At 69.8% G+C, this 18,415-nt stretch carries 15 protein-coding genes; 10 read left to right on the forward strand and 5 right to left on the reverse strand.

What is annotated here, in order from left to right; genetic code table 11:
• Positions 1-116: 116 nt before the first annotated feature.
• Positions 117-1,022 (forward strand): SDR family oxidoreductase, encoded by a 906-nt coding sequence (locus AC07PU_RS14225; protein WP_296782730.1) that lies wholly within the window; start codon positions 117-119, stop codon positions 1,020-1,022.
• Positions 1,023-1,025: 3 nt separating this feature from the next.
• On the opposite strand, the gene AC07PU_RS14230 is transcribed toward AC07PU_RS14225, so the two are convergent.
• Positions 1,026-1,505 (reverse strand): anthrone oxygenase family protein, encoded by a 480-nt coding sequence (locus tag AC07PU_RS14230; RefSeq protein WP_398497700.1) that lies wholly within the window; start codon positions 1,503-1,505, stop codon positions 1,026-1,028.
• Positions 1,502-2,374, reverse strand: a complete 873-nt coding sequence (locus AC07PU_RS14235) for a Rossmann-fold NAD(P)-binding domain-containing protein (protein WP_495318219.1) — start codon at positions 2,372-2,374, stop codon at positions 1,502-1,504. Before AC07PU_RS14235 ends, AC07PU_RS14230 begins: the two co-directional genes overlap by 4 nt.
• Before the next feature lie 95 nt (positions 2,375-2,469).
• On the opposite strand from AC07PU_RS14235, the gene AC07PU_RS14240 reads away from it, so the two are divergent.
• On the forward strand, positions 2,470-3,108 hold the full coding sequence (locus tag AC07PU_RS14240; RefSeq protein WP_495318221.1) for a TetR/AcrR family transcriptional regulator: 639 nt from the start codon (positions 2,470-2,472) through the stop codon (positions 3,106-3,108).
• Here the strand turns inward: AC07PU_RS14240 and AC07PU_RS14245 are convergent, their stop codons facing one another.
• On the reverse strand, positions 3,109-4,059 hold the full coding sequence (locus tag AC07PU_RS14245) for a LysR substrate-binding domain-containing protein (RefSeq protein WP_495318223.1): 951 nt from the start codon (positions 4,057-4,059) through the stop codon (positions 3,109-3,111).
• Between the two features lie 127 nt (positions 4,060-4,186).
• Here AC07PU_RS14245 and AC07PU_RS14250 point away from each other — a divergent pair, with 127 nt between their 5' ends.
• From AC07PU_RS14250 to AC07PU_RS14285, 8 genes are all read left to right on the forward strand, one after another.
• Positions 4,187-4,897 (forward strand): FMN-dependent NADH-azoreductase, encoded by a 711-nt coding sequence (locus AC07PU_RS14250; protein WP_495318225.1) that lies wholly within the window; start codon positions 4,187-4,189, stop codon positions 4,895-4,897.
• 167 nt (positions 4,898-5,064) lie between these two features.
• Complete coding sequence (locus tag AC07PU_RS14255) at positions 5,065-7,878, forward strand: sensor domain-containing diguanylate cyclase (protein WP_495318227.1); 2,814 nt, start codon at positions 5,065-5,067, stop codon at positions 7,876-7,878.
• 238 nt (positions 7,879-8,116) lie between these two features.
• Positions 8,117-9,553, forward strand: coding sequence for an MFS transporter (locus tag AC07PU_RS14260; RefSeq protein ID WP_495318312.1), 1,437 nt, complete (start codon positions 8,117-8,119; stop codon positions 9,551-9,553).
• Between the two features lie 263 nt (positions 9,554-9,816).
• Positions 9,817-12,252: an alkaline phosphatase family protein gene (locus AC07PU_RS14265; RefSeq protein WP_495318229.1), complete on the forward strand. Its 2,436-nt coding sequence runs from the start codon at positions 9,817-9,819 to the stop codon at positions 12,250-12,252.
• Positions 12,253-12,430: 178 nt separating this feature from the next.
• Complete coding sequence (locus AC07PU_RS14270; protein WP_495318231.1) at positions 12,431-13,831, forward strand: cytochrome-c peroxidase; 1,401 nt, start codon at positions 12,431-12,433, stop codon at positions 13,829-13,831.
• A complete protein-coding gene (locus tag AC07PU_RS14275) occupies positions 13,828-14,460 on the forward strand; it encodes a hypothetical protein (protein ID WP_495318233.1) in 633 nt (210 codons plus the stop codon). The genes AC07PU_RS14270 and AC07PU_RS14275 overlap by 4 nt, the downstream gene beginning before the upstream one ends.
• Before the next feature lie 49 nt (positions 14,461-14,509).
• Entirely contained in the window at positions 14,510-15,163 is a 654-nt protein-coding gene (locus AC07PU_RS14280; protein WP_495318235.1) for a hypothetical protein, read from the forward strand.
• Positions 15,164-15,176: 13 nt separating this feature from the next.
• Positions 15,177-16,073 carry a 2OG-Fe(II) oxygenase gene (locus AC07PU_RS14285; RefSeq protein WP_495318237.1) on the forward strand — a complete coding sequence of 299 codons (897 nt, stop codon included), beginning with the start codon at positions 15,177-15,179 and terminating at the stop codon, positions 16,071-16,073.
• Here AC07PU_RS14285 and AC07PU_RS14290 read toward each other — a convergent pair.
• Positions 16,057-17,106, reverse strand: a complete 1,050-nt coding sequence (locus tag AC07PU_RS14290) for an aldo/keto reductase (RefSeq protein WP_495318239.1) — start codon at positions 17,104-17,106, stop codon at positions 16,057-16,059. The two genes, AC07PU_RS14285 and AC07PU_RS14290, sit on opposite strands and share 17 nt — an antisense overlap.
• Positions 17,107-17,139: 33 nt before the next feature.
• On the reverse strand, positions 17,140-18,330 hold the full coding sequence (locus AC07PU_RS14295; protein ID WP_490876443.1) for an MFS transporter: 1,191 nt from the start codon (positions 18,328-18,330) through the stop codon (positions 17,140-17,142).
• Positions 18,331-18,415: the final 85 nt, after the last annotated feature.

Genomic DNA, 18,415 nt, shown 5'->3' on the forward strand with positions numbered 1-18,415 from the left:
CCCTGTCGGCCCATGCGTAAACCAAAGGCTTCCTGATGCGTCGCACGAACGACAGCCGCGTGCGCGCCGACGCGCTCTAATGCTCGGCGCAGAGCCATTCCAAAGGAACGTATCCAATGATTCAGGACTTCAAGGGCAAGACCGCCGTGCTCACCGGCGCGGGCTCGGGCTTCGGACTCGAATGCGCGCGCATCGGCGCGGCGCGCGGCATGAACCTCGTGCTGGTCGACGTGCAGCAGGACGCACTCGACAAGGCCAAGGCCGAGATGGAAGCGGCCGGCGCGCAGGTGCTGGCGCGCAAGGTCGACGTGTCGGACGCGGCGCAGATGGAAGCGCTGGCCGCCGCCGTGAAGGAGCGCTTCGGCGCGCCGCACTTCGTCTTCAACAACGCCGGCGTGGGCGCGGGCGGCCTGGTGTGGGAGAACACCGTGGCCGACTGGGACTGGGTGCTCGGCGTCGACCTCTGGGGCGTGATCCACGGCGTGCGCCTGTTCGTGCCGATGATGCTCGAGGCCGCCGCGAAGGACCCCTCGTACCGCGGCCACGTGACCAACACCGCGAGCATGGCCGGGCTGCTGACGCCGCCGAACATGGGCATCTACAACGCCGCCAAGGCCGCGGTCGTGAGCCTCACCGAAACCATGTACCAGGACCTGAACCTGGTCACCGACCAGATCGGCGCCAGCCTGCTGTGCCCGTACTTCGTGCCCACCGGCATCACCAGCAGCGAACGCAACCGGCCCGATGCGCCCAAGCAGAGCGAGCTCACCAAGAGCCAGCTGATCGGCCAGGCCATGAGCAACAAGGCGGTGAGCAGCGGCAAGATCACGGCGGCCGAGGTCGCGGCCAAGGTCTTCGACGCGATCAGCGACAACCAGTTCTACGTCTTCAGCCATCCGAAGGCGCTGGGCAACGTGCGCAGCCGCATGGAGAACATCGTCTCGATCACCAACCCCGCGGATCCCTTCCTCGAGCGGCCCGAGATCGGCGCCAAGCTGCGCGAGCAGTTGCGCGCGCCCTGAAGCTCAGGCCGCGGCCTGCCGCAGCGCCACCGCCACCAGCACGGCCGACGACAGCGTGGCCGCGGCGGTGCGCACGCTGTTCCACAGGGTCCAGGTCCGCAGGTAGCTGTTCCACAGCGCCTCGGTGGGCGCGGCGGCCAGCTGGTCGTTGAGCGGCACGTTGAAGACCATGGTCACGCCGAAGCAGCCGAGCACGTAGAGCAGGGCGCCCAGCAGCACCAGCTGCGAGTCGGTCTGCGCGATCGAGAACAGCGACCAGATGGCGAGCCCGATGCCGAGCACGGCCGTGCCCATGAACAGCGCCATGAAGCTCGGCGTGATCACGGTCACGTTGATCGCGTTCATCGCGCGCATGCCCTCGGCCCCCGGCACGCGCGCCAGCGCCGCCATGATGAAGGACGAGAACGCGTAGAACATGCCGGCGACGAGCGCGCTCGACAGCGCGCCGGCCAGCACCAGCACGGTCAGCAGCTTGCCGCTCACGATGCGGCTCCCCAGACGCCGGTGGGCGCGGTGCGCGCGAGGTAGTCGGCGAAGCTGCGCGGCGGCCGGCCCAGCGCGCGCTGCACGCCGTCGGCCACCGGCGTGTTGCGGCCGTCGAGCACGGTCTTGAACAGGTAGATCACGAGCCACGCGAGATCGGGCGGCAGGCCGGCCTGGCCCAGCGCGGCCGCGTAGTCGTCCATGGTCACGATGCGGCAGCCGATGCCGCGGTGCGCGGCCTGGCCGATGCGGCGAATCGCCTCGGGGAAGTCCAGCGCCTCGGGCCCGGTCAGTTCGTAGAGCTGGCCGCCATGGCGCCCGCCCTCGGGATCGAGCAGCGCGGCGACCGCGATCTCGGCGATGTCGTCGGCATCGACGAAGGGCTCGGGCGCGAGGCCCGCGGGCAGCGTGATCTCGCCGGCGACGATCTCCTCGAGAAAGTAGTTCTCGCTGAAGTTCTGGAAGAACCAGCTCGCGCGCACGATGGTCCAGTCGAGCGCGGTGGCGCGCAGCGCGTTCTCGGCGTCCTCGGCCTCGGGTTCGCCGCGGCCCGACAGCAGCACGGTCTTGCGCACGCCGGCCTTGGCGACCGCCTGGTAGAAGTCGCTCACGGTCTCGACCGCGCCGGGCACGCAGAGGTCGGGCTGGTAGGCGATGTAGACGGCGCTCACGCCCTCGAGCGCCGGACCCCAGGTGGCGCGGTCGTTCCAGTCGAAGGCGGGGCGGGCGTTGCGCGAGCCGGCGCGCACCGTATGGCCGGCGGCCTGCAGCAGGGCCATGACGCGCGCGCCGGTCTTGCCATGGGCGCCCAGGACGAGGATGGGACGTGCATCGTCCCGCGTCTGGACTTTGGTCTGATCGATTGCCATCTCGGACTCCTTGGGTTAACGTGAGGACTGCTCACGTAAAAAATGATATTCCCTCACATTTCGAGCGTCAACCGTTTTTTCGAGTCCGATCCGCCATGAATTCCATCGCCCCCGCCTCGGCCGCCCGCAAGAACCCCACGCAGGAGCGCAGCAAGGCGCGGGTCGAGCTGATCCTCGAATGCGCCTCGGCGCTGATCGAGCGTGGCGGCAGCGACTCGCTGAAGATGAGCGAGGTGGCCGCGCGCGCCGGCATCTCGATCGGCTCGCTCTACCAGTACTTCCCCGACAAGAGCGCGCTGATCCGCGTGCTGGCCGAGCGCATCAACCTGCACAGCCGTGGCTGCATCGAGGAGGGGTTGCGCGAGGTGCACGACCTCGCGAGCCTGCGGCTGGCCTTCTCGGCGCTGGTCGACCGCTATTTCGAGATCGTCGGTGCGCGGCCCGTGATGCGCGACATCTGGAGCGGCATGCAGGCCGACCGGCAACTGCTCGGGCTGCAGATCGCCGAGAGCCGCATCGCCGGCGGCATGCTGGCCGAGGCCATGCGCAAGGTGCACGGCGATGCCGATCCGACGCGCAGCGCGCAGATCGAGCAGTCGGCCTTCCTGATCTGGGAGCTGGGCGAGGCCACGATCCGCCTCGCGATCGGCGTGGCGAGCGAGGAGGGCGCGGCGCTGGTCGCGGCCTACAAACGCATGGCGCTGCGCGAGATCGCGGAGCCCTTCGAGGACTGATCAGCCAGCCGGCTGTGCTTGCGACGCGATCCAGTCCCAGACCGCGCGCACCGCCGGCTCGTCCTCGCGCCCGTTCGCGGTGGCCAGGAAGTAGCGCCCGGTATCGAGCGCCGGCCCGAAGGGCTGGACCAGCGCGCCGCTGCGCAGCTCCTCGGCCGCGAGCGTGAGGCTCAGCAGCGCCACGCCATGGCCGCCGAGCGCGGCCAGGATCGCATGGGTCTCGTCGGAGAACGAGAGTTCGGCCTCCGGCGCCTCCTTGGCCGCCTGCTTCGCGGAGCGCCCGCGCGGCGGCGCCATGCCCGCTTCCTCGAACCAGCGCGGCCACAACGCCGGCGCATGGGCCTGCGGCTGCCAGTCGCAATGGATCAGCCGGTGCCGCGGCAGGTCTTCCACGCGCGCCAGGCCCAGCATCGGGCTGCACAGCGGCGCGTAGCGCTCGGGCATCAGCGCGCGCGCCGCCAGCCCCGGCCAGCGGCCGCTGCCCAGGCGCACCGCGATGTCGGCCTCGCCGCGCGCCAGGTCGACCACCGTGTCGCTCGCATGCAGCCTGAGCTCGATGCCCGGGGAGGCCGCGCGGAAGGCCGCCATGCGCGGGATCACCCAGCGCGCGGCGAAGGCGGTGTTGGTGCTCAGCGTCACGGCCTGGGTGGCGGCCGGCCGGCGCAGCCGCTCGACGCCGGCCTCGAGCGCGTCGAAGCCCTGGCGCAGGTCCTCGAACAGCCGCTCGCCCGCGGGCGTGAGCGCCAGTTGCCGCGTGAGGCGGCGAAACAGCGGCTGGCCCAGCGTGTCCTCGAGCGCGCGCACCTGGTGGCTGATGGCCGAGGGCGTGACCGACAGCTCGCGCGCCGCGCGCAGGAAGCTGCCATGCGCCGCCGCGGCCTCGAAAGCGCGCAGCGCGAGCAGCGGCGGGAATCGCCTGGGCGCCCTGACGGATGAGTCTGGCTCGTTCATTGGAGGAAAAACGATCGTTTGTGAGGCGGCGGCGAGGCCCATAGATTCTCACTACGCCTCGGCCGATCGCCATTCTGGCATCGCGAGACGAAAGACATCCATTCACTCATCTCAAGGACCACCGACCATGTCCCTCCGACTGCTCCACATCGACACCAGCGCCCGAGCGGGCCGTTCCGGCACCGATCCCCATGGCTCCCACTCACGCCGGCTGTCGGCCCGCTTCGTCGAGCGCTGGCACGCACTGCGGCCCGGCGACGCGGTCGAGCACCTCGACGTCGGCCAGCAGCCGCCGGGCTTCGTCGATGGCCGCTGGATCCATGCCGCCTTCACCGCGCCCGAGCAGCGCGAGCCCTGGATGACCGAGCGCCTGGCCGAGAGCGACCGCCTGGTCGACCAGCTGCTGGCGGCCGACCTCGTGGTGGTCGGCCTGCCCATGTACAACTTCGGCGTGCCGGCGCAGTTCAAGGCCTGGATCGACAACGTGGTGCGCGTGGGCCGCACCTTCGGCTTCGATCGCGCGCGCGGCGCCGTGCCGTACTGGCCGATGCTGCCGCCCGGCAAGCGGCTGGTGCTGCTGGGCGCGCGCGGCGACCACGGCTACGGCCCGGGCGGGCGCATCGCGCACATGAACCACGTCGAGGCGATGGTGCGCACGGCCTTCTCGTACATCGGCCTGACCGAGGTGCACGAGGCCGCGGCCGAGGGCGACGAGTTCGGCGGCGCGCTGCTGGCCGACTCGCTGGCCCGGGCCGAGGCCGAGGTCGATGCGCTGGTGGATGCGCTGGCCGGCGCGGTGACGGCGCCGGCGGCCGGGCAGCCGCTCGTTGCCGTTTGACGGAAGGACGCGGCGGCTGCATCCGTTCGGGCCGCCGCCGCGTATGGGGAAGCGGAGGTGTATGACGTTTCTCACCTTCCGCTGACCGACGAACGCACCGATACTCGCCCCAGGTCGCATGAGCCGGCACGGAACCCCGGCGCGCCACTGGCCTTCCCATCTCATTCATGACCCCTTCGCGACCGTTCCATCGCCGCTTCGGACTCCATACCCGCGTCAGCCTCGGCGTCGCCGCCGTGGTGCTGGCCGCGACCGTCGCGATCGCGATGGTCGCGCTGCAACTGGTGCGCGGCAGCCTGCGGGCCTCGATCACCGGCGAGCAGTTCGCGCGCGTCTCCTCGATCGCCACCGGCGTCGACCAGAAATTCGGCAGCCGCCGCATCCTGCTGCAGACCTTCGTCGACAGCGTGGAGGCGCAGAACTTCCAGGACGGCCGGCCGCTGCAGGCCTTCCTCGAGCGCCACAAGTCGCTGCGCCTGGCCTTCGACAACGTGGCCTTCCTCGACCTCGACGGCAACCTGGTGGCCAACCTCAGCAACGCCAGCCAGGTCGGCACCATCAACATCCGCGACCGCGCCTACTTCCAGCAGACGGTGCAGTCGGGGCTGGGCCTGATCTCGCGGCCCTACCGCAACCGGTTGAACGGGCTGGCGCAGATCGCCATCACCGAGCCGGTGCTCGATGCGCAGGGCAAGGTGCGCTTCGTGATCTCGGGCGCCATCAATCTCAAGGACCGCAACATCCTCGGCGACCTGGCCGACGTGCGCTTCGGCAAGACCGGCTACCTGTTCATCCTCACGGCCGACGGCGTGGTGGTCGACCATCCCGACGCGGCGCGCATCCTGAACCGGCTGCCGACCGAGAACGGCGCCAACCCCGAGATCCGCCGCGCGATCGCGGGCTTCGAGGGCACCAGCGAGGGCATCGACGAATCGGGCGTGCGCGGCCTGTTCGCGTTCCAGCGCACCGACCAGACCAACTGGATCGTCGGCGCCATGTACCCGAGCGACGAGGCTTTCGCGCGCATCGATGCGATCGAGCGCGTGGCGCTGGGCGGCGGGCTGGTGGCGGCGCTGCTCGCGGGCGCGCTCGCGCTGGGCTTCGTGCGGCGGCGCCTGACGCCGCTGGCCGCGCTGCACGGCCGCATGCAGTCGGCGCAGGATCCGGCCGCCGGCGTGCCCGAGCCGCCGGCCAGCTATGCGCAGGACGAGATCGGCGAGCTCGCGCGCAGCTTCGACCAGTTGATGGCGCAGCAGCGCGCGAGCGAGCAGCTGCTGGCGCGCTCCGAGGCCCAGGTGCGCACCATCGCCGACAACATCCCGGCGCTGGTCTCGCACGTCGATGCGGCGCTGCGCTACACCTTCGTCAATGCGCACGTGAAGGCGATGCACGACGACGGCGAGCTCGTCGGCCGCCCGATGCCCGAGGCGCGCGGCGCCGAGGACTTCGCGGTCGTCGCGTCGTACTACGAGCGCGCGCTGCGCGGCGAGACCGTGATCATCGAGAAGGCCGGCAACCCGGCACGCGGCGTCGGCGATCGCACCTACAAGGCCCACTACATCCCCGACCGCGACACCGAGGGCGTGGTGCGCGGCGTGTTCGCGATGACCTTCGACATCACCGACGAGGTCAACGTGCGCAAGGCGCTGACCGAGCAGGAGCGCCGGCTGCGCGACGTGACCAACAGCATCCCGGCGCTGGTCGGCTACTTCGACCGCGAGGAGAACTGCCTGTTCGCCAACAGCCGCGCGCGGCGCCTGGCCGACCTGTTCGACGGCCCGCTCGCGGGCGTGAGCCTGCGCTCCTCGCTCGGCGATGCGGTGTACGCGCAGATCCGGCCGCACCTGCCCTCGGTGCTGGCCGGCAAGAACGCGCACTTCCCGGTCGACGCGCCGATCCAGGGCAGCGACGGCCATTTCCAGACTCACCTGATCTCCGACATCAACCTCGAGGGCGAGGTGCTGGGCTTCTACCTGATGGCCTTCAACATCACGGCGCTGAAGGAGGCCGAGCTGCGCGCCGCCGAGAGCGAGCTGCGGCTGCGCGCCATCACCAACAGCATGCCGGCGCTGATCACCTACATCGACCGCGAGGAGCGCATCACCTTCGCCAACGCCACCAGCCACGAATGGCTGGGCCTCGGGCCCGCGCAGGTGGAAGGGCGCCATCTCGAGGAGGTGGCGGGCCGCGAGGTCTACCTGTCGCGCCGCCCGATGCTGGCGCGCGCGCTGGCCGGCGAGAAGGTGGAGTTCGAGGCGCGCACGCAGCGCGCGGGCTACGACCGCGTGACGCAGGTGATCTACGTGCCCGACACGCGCAGCGACGGCAGCACGCACGGCATCTTCTCGCTCGCGCTCGACATCACGGCGCTCAAGCTGGTCGAGCGCCAGCTGATCGAGCTCGCGCGCATCGACACGCTGACCGGCCTGCCGAACCGGCTGGCCTTCAACGAGTTCCTGCCCGACGCGGTGCTGCGCGGGCGCATCACCGGCCATTCGCTGGCCGTGATGTTCCTCGACATCGACCGCTTCAAGGCCATCAACGACACGCTGGGCCATGCGGTGGGCGACGCGGTGCTGGCCGAGTACGCGCGCCGGCTCAAGGCCTGCGTGCGCGCCAGCGACATGGCGGCGCGGCTGGCCGGCGACGAGTTCGTGCTGGTGATCGAGAACCTCAAGCAGCGCGAGGCGGTCGCGGCCGTGGCCTCGAAGATCGTGGCGCAGATCAACCATCCGGCCTTCCGCGTCGACGGCCAGCGCATCGAGGTCGCGACCAGCATCGGCATCGCCTTCCATGGCCCGGCCGAATCGGCGGTCACGGCGGCCGAGCTGCTGGCGCGCGCCGATGCCGCGCTCTACGCCGCCAAGGCCGCGGGCCGCAATCGCTATGCCTTCTTCGTGCCGGGCGAGGGCGCCCAGGGCAAGGCGGCCTTCCCGCAGTCGCCGCCGTCCTTCCTCGAACCGCCCGAAGGCGAAGGCTGACGAGGCGAGGGCGCGGGCAGGGCGCCCGCCGACTTGCCTGATCCTGCGAAGAGTCCGAGCAGCGGACAGGGGCTCGTGATGGCTATAGCATGCAGCCCTTCGCAATCCGTGCCCGTGCCCCGTGCGCTTCCCGCGCCCCGATGTGCCCCGACGCACCGCGCTCCCCAGGAAGTCCCGCGTGACACCCGAAGCCCCTCCCACCAAGACCACCCACCGCCCGCTGGTCATCGCGTCGATCATGGCGTCGATGGCCATGGTCGCGATCGAGGCGACCATCGTCTCCACCGTCATGCCGCAGATCGCCTCCGAGCTCGGCGGGCTGCATCTCTACAGCTGGGTCTTCGCCTCGTTCCTGCTCGCGCAGACCGCGATGACCGTGGTGTTCGGCAAGCTCTCCGACCTCTACGGGCGCAAGCCCGTGATGTTCGTGGGCATCGCCATCTTCCTCGTCGGCTCGCTGCTCGCGGGCTTCTCGTGGTCGATGCCCGCCATGATCTGCTTCCGGCTGATCCAGGGCATCGGCGCCGGCGCCATCCAGCCGGTGGCGCTGACCATCGTGGGCGACCTCTATCCGGTGCGCGAGCGCGGCAAGGTGCAGGGCTACCTCGCGAGCGTCTGGGCCGTGTCGGCCGTGCTCGGGCCGATGCTTGGCGCGCTGATCGTGCAGAAGCTCTCGTGGGCCTGGATCTTCTGGATCAACGTGCCGATCGGCATCGCGGCCGCGCTGGGCTTCTGGGCCTTCCTGCACGAGACCCCGGCCACGCGCCGCGCCTCGATCGACATCGTGGGCGCGGTGCTGTTCGCCGCCGGCATCGCCGCGCTGATGATCGCGCTCACCGAGTTCGGCATCGGCAACGATGCCTCCGCCTGGGGCTGGAGCGCGGCCTTCGCGCTCACCGTGGTGCTGTTCGTGTGGCAGGAGCGCCGCGCGGCCGACCCGATGGTGTCGTTCAAGCTCTGGGGCGCGCGCGTCATCGCCACCGTCAACGGCGCGGCCCTGCTCGCGGGCATGGTACTGATCGGCATCACCACCTTCCTGCCGATGTACGTGCAGGTGGTGCTCGAGCGTTCGTCGGTCACGGCGGGCCTCACTTTGACCATGGTGATGCTGGGCTGGCCGATCGGCGCCACGCTGACCTCGCGCATCTTCCAGCGCGTGGGCCTGTGGCGCATCCTCGTGGCCGGCGCGGCCCTGATCCCCGTGGGCTGCGCGAGCTTCGTGCTGCTCGCCGCGGGCAGCACGCCGGTGCTCGCGGGCGTGGGCTCGTTCGTCATCGGCCTGGGCATGGGCCTGCTGAGCCTGAGCTCGCTGATCCTGATCCAGGAGTCGGTCGACGTCGCGCAGCGCGGCAGCGCCACCGCCTCCAACGTGTTCTCGCGCAACCTCGGCAGCGCGCTCGGCGCGGCCTTCTTCGGCGCGGTCTTCAACTTCGGCCTCACGCGCGCCGATGGCCGCCTCGCCTTCACCGACGAGCAGCTGCGCCTGCTGCTGCAGGGCCCGGCCTCGCCCGCGGCCGGCGACGCGGCGCTGCGGCTCGCGCTCGGCGGCTCGTTGCACCTCACCTTCGTGATGATGCTGGTGGTGGGCCTCGCGGTGTTCGCGCTCTCGCTGTGGCTGCCGCGCGAAGCCACGCAGATGCATGCGCTGGCGCGGCGCGAAGCCGCGCCGAAATAGCAGCCGCCGAGGCTCGCTGACCGCGCCCTGACCACGGGGCGCGAAACTGCAAATCCGTTGCTTTTACGGCGTGCCGCGCACGCCGCGCGCGCTCGTGCGCGCGATGTCTTCGAGGGCGGAAGAAAGCGCTAACGCGCGCCTAAGTCTGCTGCCTTCGGACTGACATTTGGCAAAACCACCATCGACCGGTCCTTGAATCAAGGGCCGCCGGATTCGGCGAATCCGTGCGTCCGTTCGCATTCCCCAACGATCGAGAGTCGACTTTGAAACCCATCCACAAGATCAAGACCGGCCTGCTGTGCCCCGCGCTCACGGTGCTCGCAGCCTCCGTGCTCAGCGCCTGCGGCGGCGGCGGTGACGGCGGCGTGTCCTTCCTGCCGCCCACGGGCACCACCCTCAGCGGCGTCGTGGCCGCCAGCGGCTACGTGCCCGGCAGCAACACGGGCAACCCGACGCTCAAGGCCGGCTATTACGCGAAGGCCACGGTCTTCGTCGATGCCAACGGCAATGGCGTGCTCGACAGCGGCGAAGCCTCGACCACCACCGATGCCAGCGGCAAGTTCACGCTGACCACCACCCAGGGCGGCCAGCTGGTGGCCGACATCGGCACCTCCGCGACCAACACGGCCACCGGCGCCAAGGTCGCGAGCCACCTGATCCTGCGTGCCTCGGCCGACCAGATCGTCGACCAGGGCGCGGCCAAGATCGTCATCAGCCCGCTGTCGAGCGAAGCGCAGCGCCTGGTGGAAGCCAACGGCAGCAGCTACAAAGCCGAGAAGGCCAACCTGCTCGCGCGCCTGAACGTGCCCACCTTCAACCTCGGCACGGCCGCGCTCACCGATCCGCTGGCCGACGTCAACGGCCTGAAGGGCACCGACCAGTACGCGGCCCTGTACCAGGACAACGAGCTGACCAACCGCTACACCTACGCCACGGCCAAGCTCGACCGCAAGGACCCGTTCCCCGACAACCTGGCGGTGGCCGGCGGCGACCCACGCCTGAAGAACGCGTCGGTGACCATCAGCAACAAGGACGGCAGCAGCGTCACGCGCTCGCAGCCGACGCAGACCCAGAGCGACATCACCTTCGCGCAGGCGCAACAGGCGGCCTTCAACGTCGAAGGCGTGCCGGCCTACGACAACATCTTCGTGATCATCGAGGAGAACAAGTCGACCGACGTGATCGTGGACAACCCGCGCGCCGTCAACATCAACTACATCCTCAAGAAGTACAACCAGCTCAGCACCTACTACTCGACCGGCAACCCGTCCGAGCCCAACTACAGCGCGCTGGGCGGCGGCGACGACTTCGGCATCACCGACGACAACTGGTTCGGCTGCGGCGTGGTTCCCGACGGTCCCTACAAGATCACCGACGTCGAATTCAAGGGCGGCACGGCGTCCGACGGCCAGCCCCTGCCCACGCAGGACAAGCTGCCGCCCGCGAACAGCGCCACCCGTGCCGGCTACAGCACGACCGCCGGCGCGGCCTGCAGCGATACGCCGACCACCGGCACCGTGCACAACATCCCCGGCGACAACCTGTTCACGCTGATGTCGAAGACCGGCCGCACGATCCGCACCTACAGCGAATCGATGAACCCCGGCCAGGACGTGCGCGCCGACAGCATCGCCGATTCGAAGGTGGCCGCCACCTACGACGCAGCCAAACTGGGCGTCACCAATCTCGACGGCTCCACCCCCAGCCTCAAGGGCACAGACAACTACGCGGTGGGGAACGGTCTCTACAAGGTCAAGCACGGCCCGTCGATCGCCTTCCAGGATGCGCGCAACCTGCCCGAGTTCGTGGCCACCAACCGCACCATCTTCGGCACCCAGTACCAGGAAGCCGACTGGCTCAAGACCTCGGTCTACGGCCTGCCCAGCGGCTGGATCTACGACCAGTTCAGCAAGGACCTGGAAACCGGCGACGTGGGCAACATCAACTTCGTGGTGCCCGACCAGTGCGACGACATGCACGGCGTCGGCACCGACACCAGCTGCGTGAGCAACAACAACGGCCAGGCCAATGGCGTGCAGCGCGCCGACATCTACCTCGGCATGGTGGTCAAGAAGATCCAGAACTCGGCGCTGTGGAAGAACCCGAACAAGCGCGTGGCGATCGTCGTGATGTACGACGAAGGCGAAGGCGGCAACAACGGCTCGTGCTGCGGCTGGAATGCCGGCGGCTCGAATTCGAAGACCACGCCGCTGACCGTGGATGCGAGCGGCAAGGGCCTGCCGACCGCGCCGCCGCTCAACTACAGCAACGGCAACTTCGGCCACGGCAACTCGATCTTCGGGATCATCAGCAACCAGCAGGACGTGGGCGGCGCGAAGAAGCAGGTGGTGGACAGCGACGCCTACAGCCACTTCTCGTTCGTGCGCACGCTGCAGGACATGTTCCAGATCGCCGACCCGGCCGTGGATGCGAGCTACCTGAACCGCGCCAAGTACACCGAAGCCTTCATCCTGGCCAACATCCAGGCATTGCCTGAGTACTCGGGCAGCGCGGACACGCACTTCGACTCGGTGCGGCCGATCAACCATGCCTACGTGATCCCGAGCGGCTACACGCAGAAGCTCTACCCGGGCGACATCGTCGGCGTGAAGGATCCGGTCACGGGCCAGACCGTGGGCCAGATCACGCCGCAGGTGGGACCCGACGCGAGCCAGGTCAACGTCTGGGCGACCAAGTAAGCCCGGGGACGATCCGCGGGGCGAGGCAGATCGCTTCGCCCGGCGGATCCGTTCCCCTCATGCCATTCCAGACGGGATCCGTTGCGGACCGCCTGGAATCTGGCGTTTCAGGTTTCCGAATCCCGCAAGGCGGCCCAGCCGCCTTCGCGGGATGCAACGTTGAATGATGAACTTGGCAATGGAAAAGACGGTCGCGCTCGGCATGGTGCTCGCGGCCGCGCTGTGGGCCCTGGTGGCCTGCAACAGTACCGAGCCGGTAGCGGCCAAAGGAACAGCCGTTGCGCGCGCGCCGGTGCTGAGCCTGCCGGCCCAGGTCGGCCAGCTGGCCTTCTTCGACAAGAGGCTCTCGGGCGGCGGCAACATGTCGTGCGCGAGCTGCCACGACCCGCAGTACGCCTACGGCCCGCCCAACAGCATCTCGGTGCAGCTCGGTTCCGACATCGCGCAGACCGGCGCGCGCGCCGTGCCTTCGCTGCGCTACCGCGAATCGACACCGGCCTACGACGACAACGCACCGAACCCCGACGGCGTGACCTCCGAGTCGCCGGGCGGCGGCTTCATGTGGGACGGCCGCGCGGCCACGATGGCGGCGCAGGCCGCGCTGCCGCTGCTCAACCCGGTCGAGATGAATGCCGCCTCGAAGGAGGCGGTGGTGAAGGCGGTGCGCGAGGGCAGCTATGCGGCGCTGTTCAAGCAGGCCTTCGGCGCCAAGGTGTTCGACGACAACGACGTGGCCTTCGACGACCTCGGCAAGGCGATCCAGGCGCTCGAGACCGAGGACCTGAGCTTCCACCCGTACAGCAGCAAGTACGACCTCTATGTCTTCAACAAGATCGGCGGCACGCTGACGCCCGCAGAGCGGCGCGGTGAGGTGCTGTTCCACAGCAGCGGCGTCGCCAACTGCTCGGGCTGCCACTACACGGGCGCCAACTTCAACGGCAACACCGGATTGATGACCGACTTCACCTACCAGGCGCTGGCCGCGCCGCGCAACGACCGCTCGATCCCGAACAATCCCGATCCGATCCCGGCCAACAACGATCCGAAGTACTTCGACATGGGGCTGTGCGGTCCCTTCCGCACCGACCACATGCCCGCCACGCCGGACACGGCGAACCCCTACTGCGGCATGTTCAAGGTACCGGTGCTGCGCAACGTGGCGACGCGCGGCAGCTTCTTCCACAACGGCGTGTTCCATTCGATGGAGCAGGTGCTCAACTTCTACAACACGCGCGACACCCATCCCGAATACTGGTATCCGGCCGACAAGGACGGCAGCGGCGCGCCGCAGGCGAATCCGGCCTGGGCGCTGCAGCCCACCGCCGTGCCGGGCGCGACGGTGCGCAAATACAACGACCTGCCGCGCGCGCAGCAGGGCAACGTCGACGAGGAAGTGCCGCTGGGCACGGGCGAGGGCGGCGACAAGACGGCCGCCAGCGGCACCAGGCCGCGCGCGCCGGGATCGGCGCCGGCCATGACGGCCGAGCAGATCGCCGACCTGACCTGTTTCCTCGGCACGCTGAGCGACGGCTACCAGCCGTCCGCCACGTCCTCGGCTTCCGACCGGTGCGCGAAATGAGGGGCACGTACTCCAGCCCCTGGCGGCGCTTCGGCATCGCCGCGTGCCTGGCGTTGCCGGTGATCTTGTTGGCCGCCTGCGGCAACGAAGAGGCGCGCTTTCCGAACCGCGACAACTTCACCGCGGCCGCCAACGACTACCTCGCGCAGCGCGGGCATGTGTGCCTGGCCAAGTACGACTGGCCGATCAAAGTCGCGGCCGGGTCGAACGAGCCCGACGCACAGCAGATGCCGCTGCTCGAGAAGCTCGGCTTCGTGACCGGCAAGGACGTCGCGTCCGCGCGCGAATACGCGCTGACCGACGCCGGGCGCCAGCACTACCTGCAGGTGCCCGTGGTGGTGCGCACCACCACGCAGGCCGTCGTGCATCCGGCCGATCTGTGCGCGGCCACCTTGAGCCTCGATCGCCTGGTCGGCTGGGACCCGCCGCAGACCCGCGACGACCGCACCACGACTTCGCTGCTCTTCACCTACCACATCGCGCTCGATCCCTGGGCCACCGCGCCCGAGGTGCAGCAGGCCTTCCCGCTGCTCGCGCGCGCGATCCAGCGCGAGGGAACGATGCAGATGCGCCTCGGCGTCCACCTCACGCGGCGCGGCTGGGTCGCCGACGAACTCGACATGCACTGAGTCCGCAACCACCCGCGCCATGGCTACCCGATACATCCACCAGAACCCCATGAATCTCCGTTCCTCGTTCCAGACCCTGATGACCCTCACCGCGATGGGTGCGCTCTGCGCGCTCGCCGCCTGCAGCGCCGGCCCCGACGCCAACGCACCCACGGCCGAGAACCTCGCGGCCCCGCTCGACGCGTACCTGGCGGAGCGCGGCGACATCTGCCTCGCGATGTTCGACTGGCCGATCGACCTGACCGAAGCCGAGGCCGGTTCCGGCGCGCGCCATGCGGTGCAGTTCCCGGTGATGGAGAAGCTGGGCCTGGTGCGCAGCACCATCGTCGCCGCGCCCAAGAGCGCCGAGAACCCCGACGGCGCGGTCAAGCGCTTCGAGCTGACCGAGGAGGGCCGCAAGTTCTACAAGCCGCATTCGCACGCCACCCGCGATGCCGAGCATGCCAACGACTTCTGCGTGGCGCACCTGCAGCGCGAGAAGATCGTCGACGTGAAGCTCGATGGCACCGACGCCAGCCATCCGATGGCCGTGGTGAGCTACACCTACCGCATCGACCCGGCGCCATGGATGCAGGACCCCGACGCGCAGCGCGTGTTCCCGATGGTCGCGCGCATCATGAATGGCGCCAACGGCCCGCTGCAGCTGCGCCAGGGCTTCACGCGCGGCGACAAGGGTTGGGTGCCGCACCTGGGTCCCGTCTGATCGGCGGCCGGCCATGAGCACCGTCGTGCGCTTTTCCCCCGAGCTGGGGCGCTGGCTCCAGGGCATGCTCGATGCCGGTCAGATGCCGCAGGTGCTGGTCGCGACGATGCGCGGCAAGGGCATGAACGAACGCGCCGCGCAGGCCATCGTCGCGGCCCATGTCGATGCGCGGCAGCGCGGTGCGCCGATGCCGGCCGATGCCGTCGAGCTGCCGGACGCGGTCGCCGCCAAGCCCGCGATGCGGCTCGCGCCGGGCACGCGGATCCAGGCCATCGACCGCGAGATCGTCGTGCATGCGCGCGGCGAGGACCCGGTCCATGCCTCGCTGGGCAACGTGATGGATGCCGAGGAGTGCCGGGCCTTGATCGAGATGGCGCGGCCGCGCCTCGCGCCTTCCACCCTGGTCGATCCGATGAGCGGGCGCGACGTGGTCAGCGACCGGCGCGCGAGCTGGGGCATGTTCTTTCGCCTGGCCGAGAACGAGCTGGTGGCCCGCCTCGACCGGCGGCTGTCGGTGCTGATGAACCTGCCGCTGGAGAACGGCGAGGGCCTGCAGCTGTTGCACTACCCGGAAGGCGCGGGCAGCGAGCCTCACCACGACTACCTGGCACCGGGCAACGCGGCCAACCGCGAATCGATCGCGCGCAGCGGCCAGCGCGTGAGCACGCTCGTGACCTACCTCAACGACGTGCCAGAGGGCGGCCAGACCGTCTTTCCGCAGCTGGGCCTGGCGATGTCGCCGATCCGCGGCAATGCCTGCTACTTCGAGTACGGCGACGACGAAGGCCGGGTCGACGCGCGCTCGCTGCACGCCAGCGCGCCCGTGACGCGCGGCGAGAAGTGGGTCGTGACCAAGTGGATGCGCGCGCGCCGTTTCGTGTCGGCCGGCGAAGTCAGGCCGGCGCGCTGACCGGCACCGCCACCGGGCTGCGCTCCGCGAACTGCCCGTTCCAGTACGGGTAGTAGGGATAGGGCGGCGCGATCGCGCTGGCCGCGTCGAGCCGCGCCATCTGCGCGTCGCTCAGCTGCCAGCCGAGCGCGCCGAGGTTCTGCGTCAGCTGCGCCTCGTCGCGCGCGCCGATCAGCACGCTGGCCACCGTGGGCCGCTGCAGCAGCCAGTTGAGCGCGATCTGCGCATGCGTCTTGCCGGTCTCCTCGGCCACGATGTCCATCGCGTCGACGACGCGGTAGAGGCGCTCGTCGTCCACCGGCGGCGCGAAGCCGGCGGTCTCGTGCAGCCGGCTGCCCGCGGGCAGCGGCTGGCCGCGCCGGATCTTGCCCGTGAGGCGGCCCCAGCCCAGCGGGCTCCAGACGATCGCGCCCACGCCCTGGTCCAGGCCCAGCGGCATCAGCTCGAACTCGTAGTCGCGCCCGACCAGCGAGTAGTAGGTCTGGTTCGCCACGTAGCGCTCGAGGCCCAGCCGGTCGGAGGCCGCGAGCGACTTCATCAGCTGCCAGCCCGAGAAGTTCGACATGCCGATGTAGCGCACCTTGCCCGATTTCACGAGGGCGTCGAGCGTGCCCAGCACCTGCTCGACCGGCGTCATCGCGTCGAAGGCGTGCAACTGCAGGATGTCGATGTAGTCGGTGCCCAGCCGCTTGAGCGCGGCCTCGGTCGCGCCCACCAGGTGCTGGCGCGAGGCGCCGACCTGGTTCGGTCCATCGCCCGCGCGCAGCGAGAGCTTGGTCGAGACGATGGCCTTGTCGCGCCGGCCCTTGAGCGCGGCGCCGAGGATGGTCTCGGAGGCACCGTTCGAATAGACGTCGGCGGTGTCGAACAGGTTCACGCCGGCATCGAGCGCGATGTCGACGATGCGGCGCGCGCCGTCGGTGCCGGTGTTGCCCCAGGCGCTGAACAGCGGGCCCTGCCCGCCGAAGGTGCCGGCGCCGAAACCGAGGGCGGGCACCTTGAAGCCCGAGCGGCCGAGAAAGCGTTGTTCCATGAGACTTCTCCTTTGTTTGAATGGGGGGATGGATCAGGCGCGCACCGAGGCGCAGTCGCCCGGCAGGGTGCGGTCGCCGCGGCGGTCGAGCGCGCGGCTCCACAGCGCGATCGCGAGGCCCGCCACGGTCAGCAGCGCGGCGGCCCAGCCCAGCGCGCGCAGGCCCGGGCCATGGTCGATCACCACGCCGCCGGCCCATGCGCCGAGCGCATTGCCGAGGTTGAAGGCCGCGATGTTGAGGCTCGAGGCCAGGTTCTGGCCGGCGCCTGAGGCCTTCTCGAGCACGCGCAGCTGCATCGGCGCCACCGTGGCGAACGAGGCCACGCCGAGCAGGCCGACGAAGACCACCGCGGCGATCGGCGTGCCGATCGCGAACTGCATGGTGCCGAGCACCACCGCGAGCACGGCCAGCGTGCCGAGCACCGCGGGCATCACGGCGCGGTCGGCCAGCCGGCCGCCGAGGATGTTGCCCACGGCCAGGCCGCCGCCGAACACCAGCAGGATCGGCGACACGGCCGATTCCGACAGGCCAGTGACCTGCGTCAGCAGTGGCTGGATGTAGGTGAAGACGGCGAAGACGCCGGCGAAGCCGAGCACCGTCATCGCGAGGCCCAGCAGCACCTGGGGCCGGGCCAGCACAGCGATCTCCTCGCGCAGCGGCGCGGGCCTGGCCTCGCCCTCGACGCGCGGCACGAACACGGCCAGCACCGCGAGGGCCGCCACGCCGATCAGCGCCACGGCCCAGAAGGCCGCGCGCCAGCCGAAGTGCAGGCCGAGCCAGGCGCCGAAGGGCACGCCCAGCAGGGTGGCGGCGGTCAGGCCGGTGAACATGATGGCGATGGCCGAGGCGCGACGCTCGGGCGCCACCAGGCCGGTGGCCACCACCGAGCCGACGCCGAAGAAGGTGCCGTGCGCGAGCGAGGTGATGACACGCGCGCCCATCAGCAGTTCGTAGTTGGGCGCCAGCGCGCAGGCAATGTTGCCGAGCGTGAAGATCGCCATCAGCGCCAGCAGCACGGTCTTGCGCGGCAGCCGGCGTGTGGCGATGGTGAGCAGCGGCGCGCCGACCGCGACCCCGAGCGCATAGCCCGAGATCAGCAGGCCGGCGGCCGTGATCGAGACCTGGAGGTCGGTCGAGACCTGCATCAGCAGGCCCATGATGACGAATTCGGTGGTGCCTATTCCGAAGGCACCGGCGGTGAGGGCGAGTAGAGCGATGGGCATGATGCCTGTACTGTGCGGACGAAGTCCCTCGTTGACTAGAATGCCGCCGGTCAACGCACTTGTGAATTCAACTCACAAGCCGAAT

The sequence above is a fragment of the Variovorax sp. GW821-FHT10D07 genome (assembly GCF_059415325.1).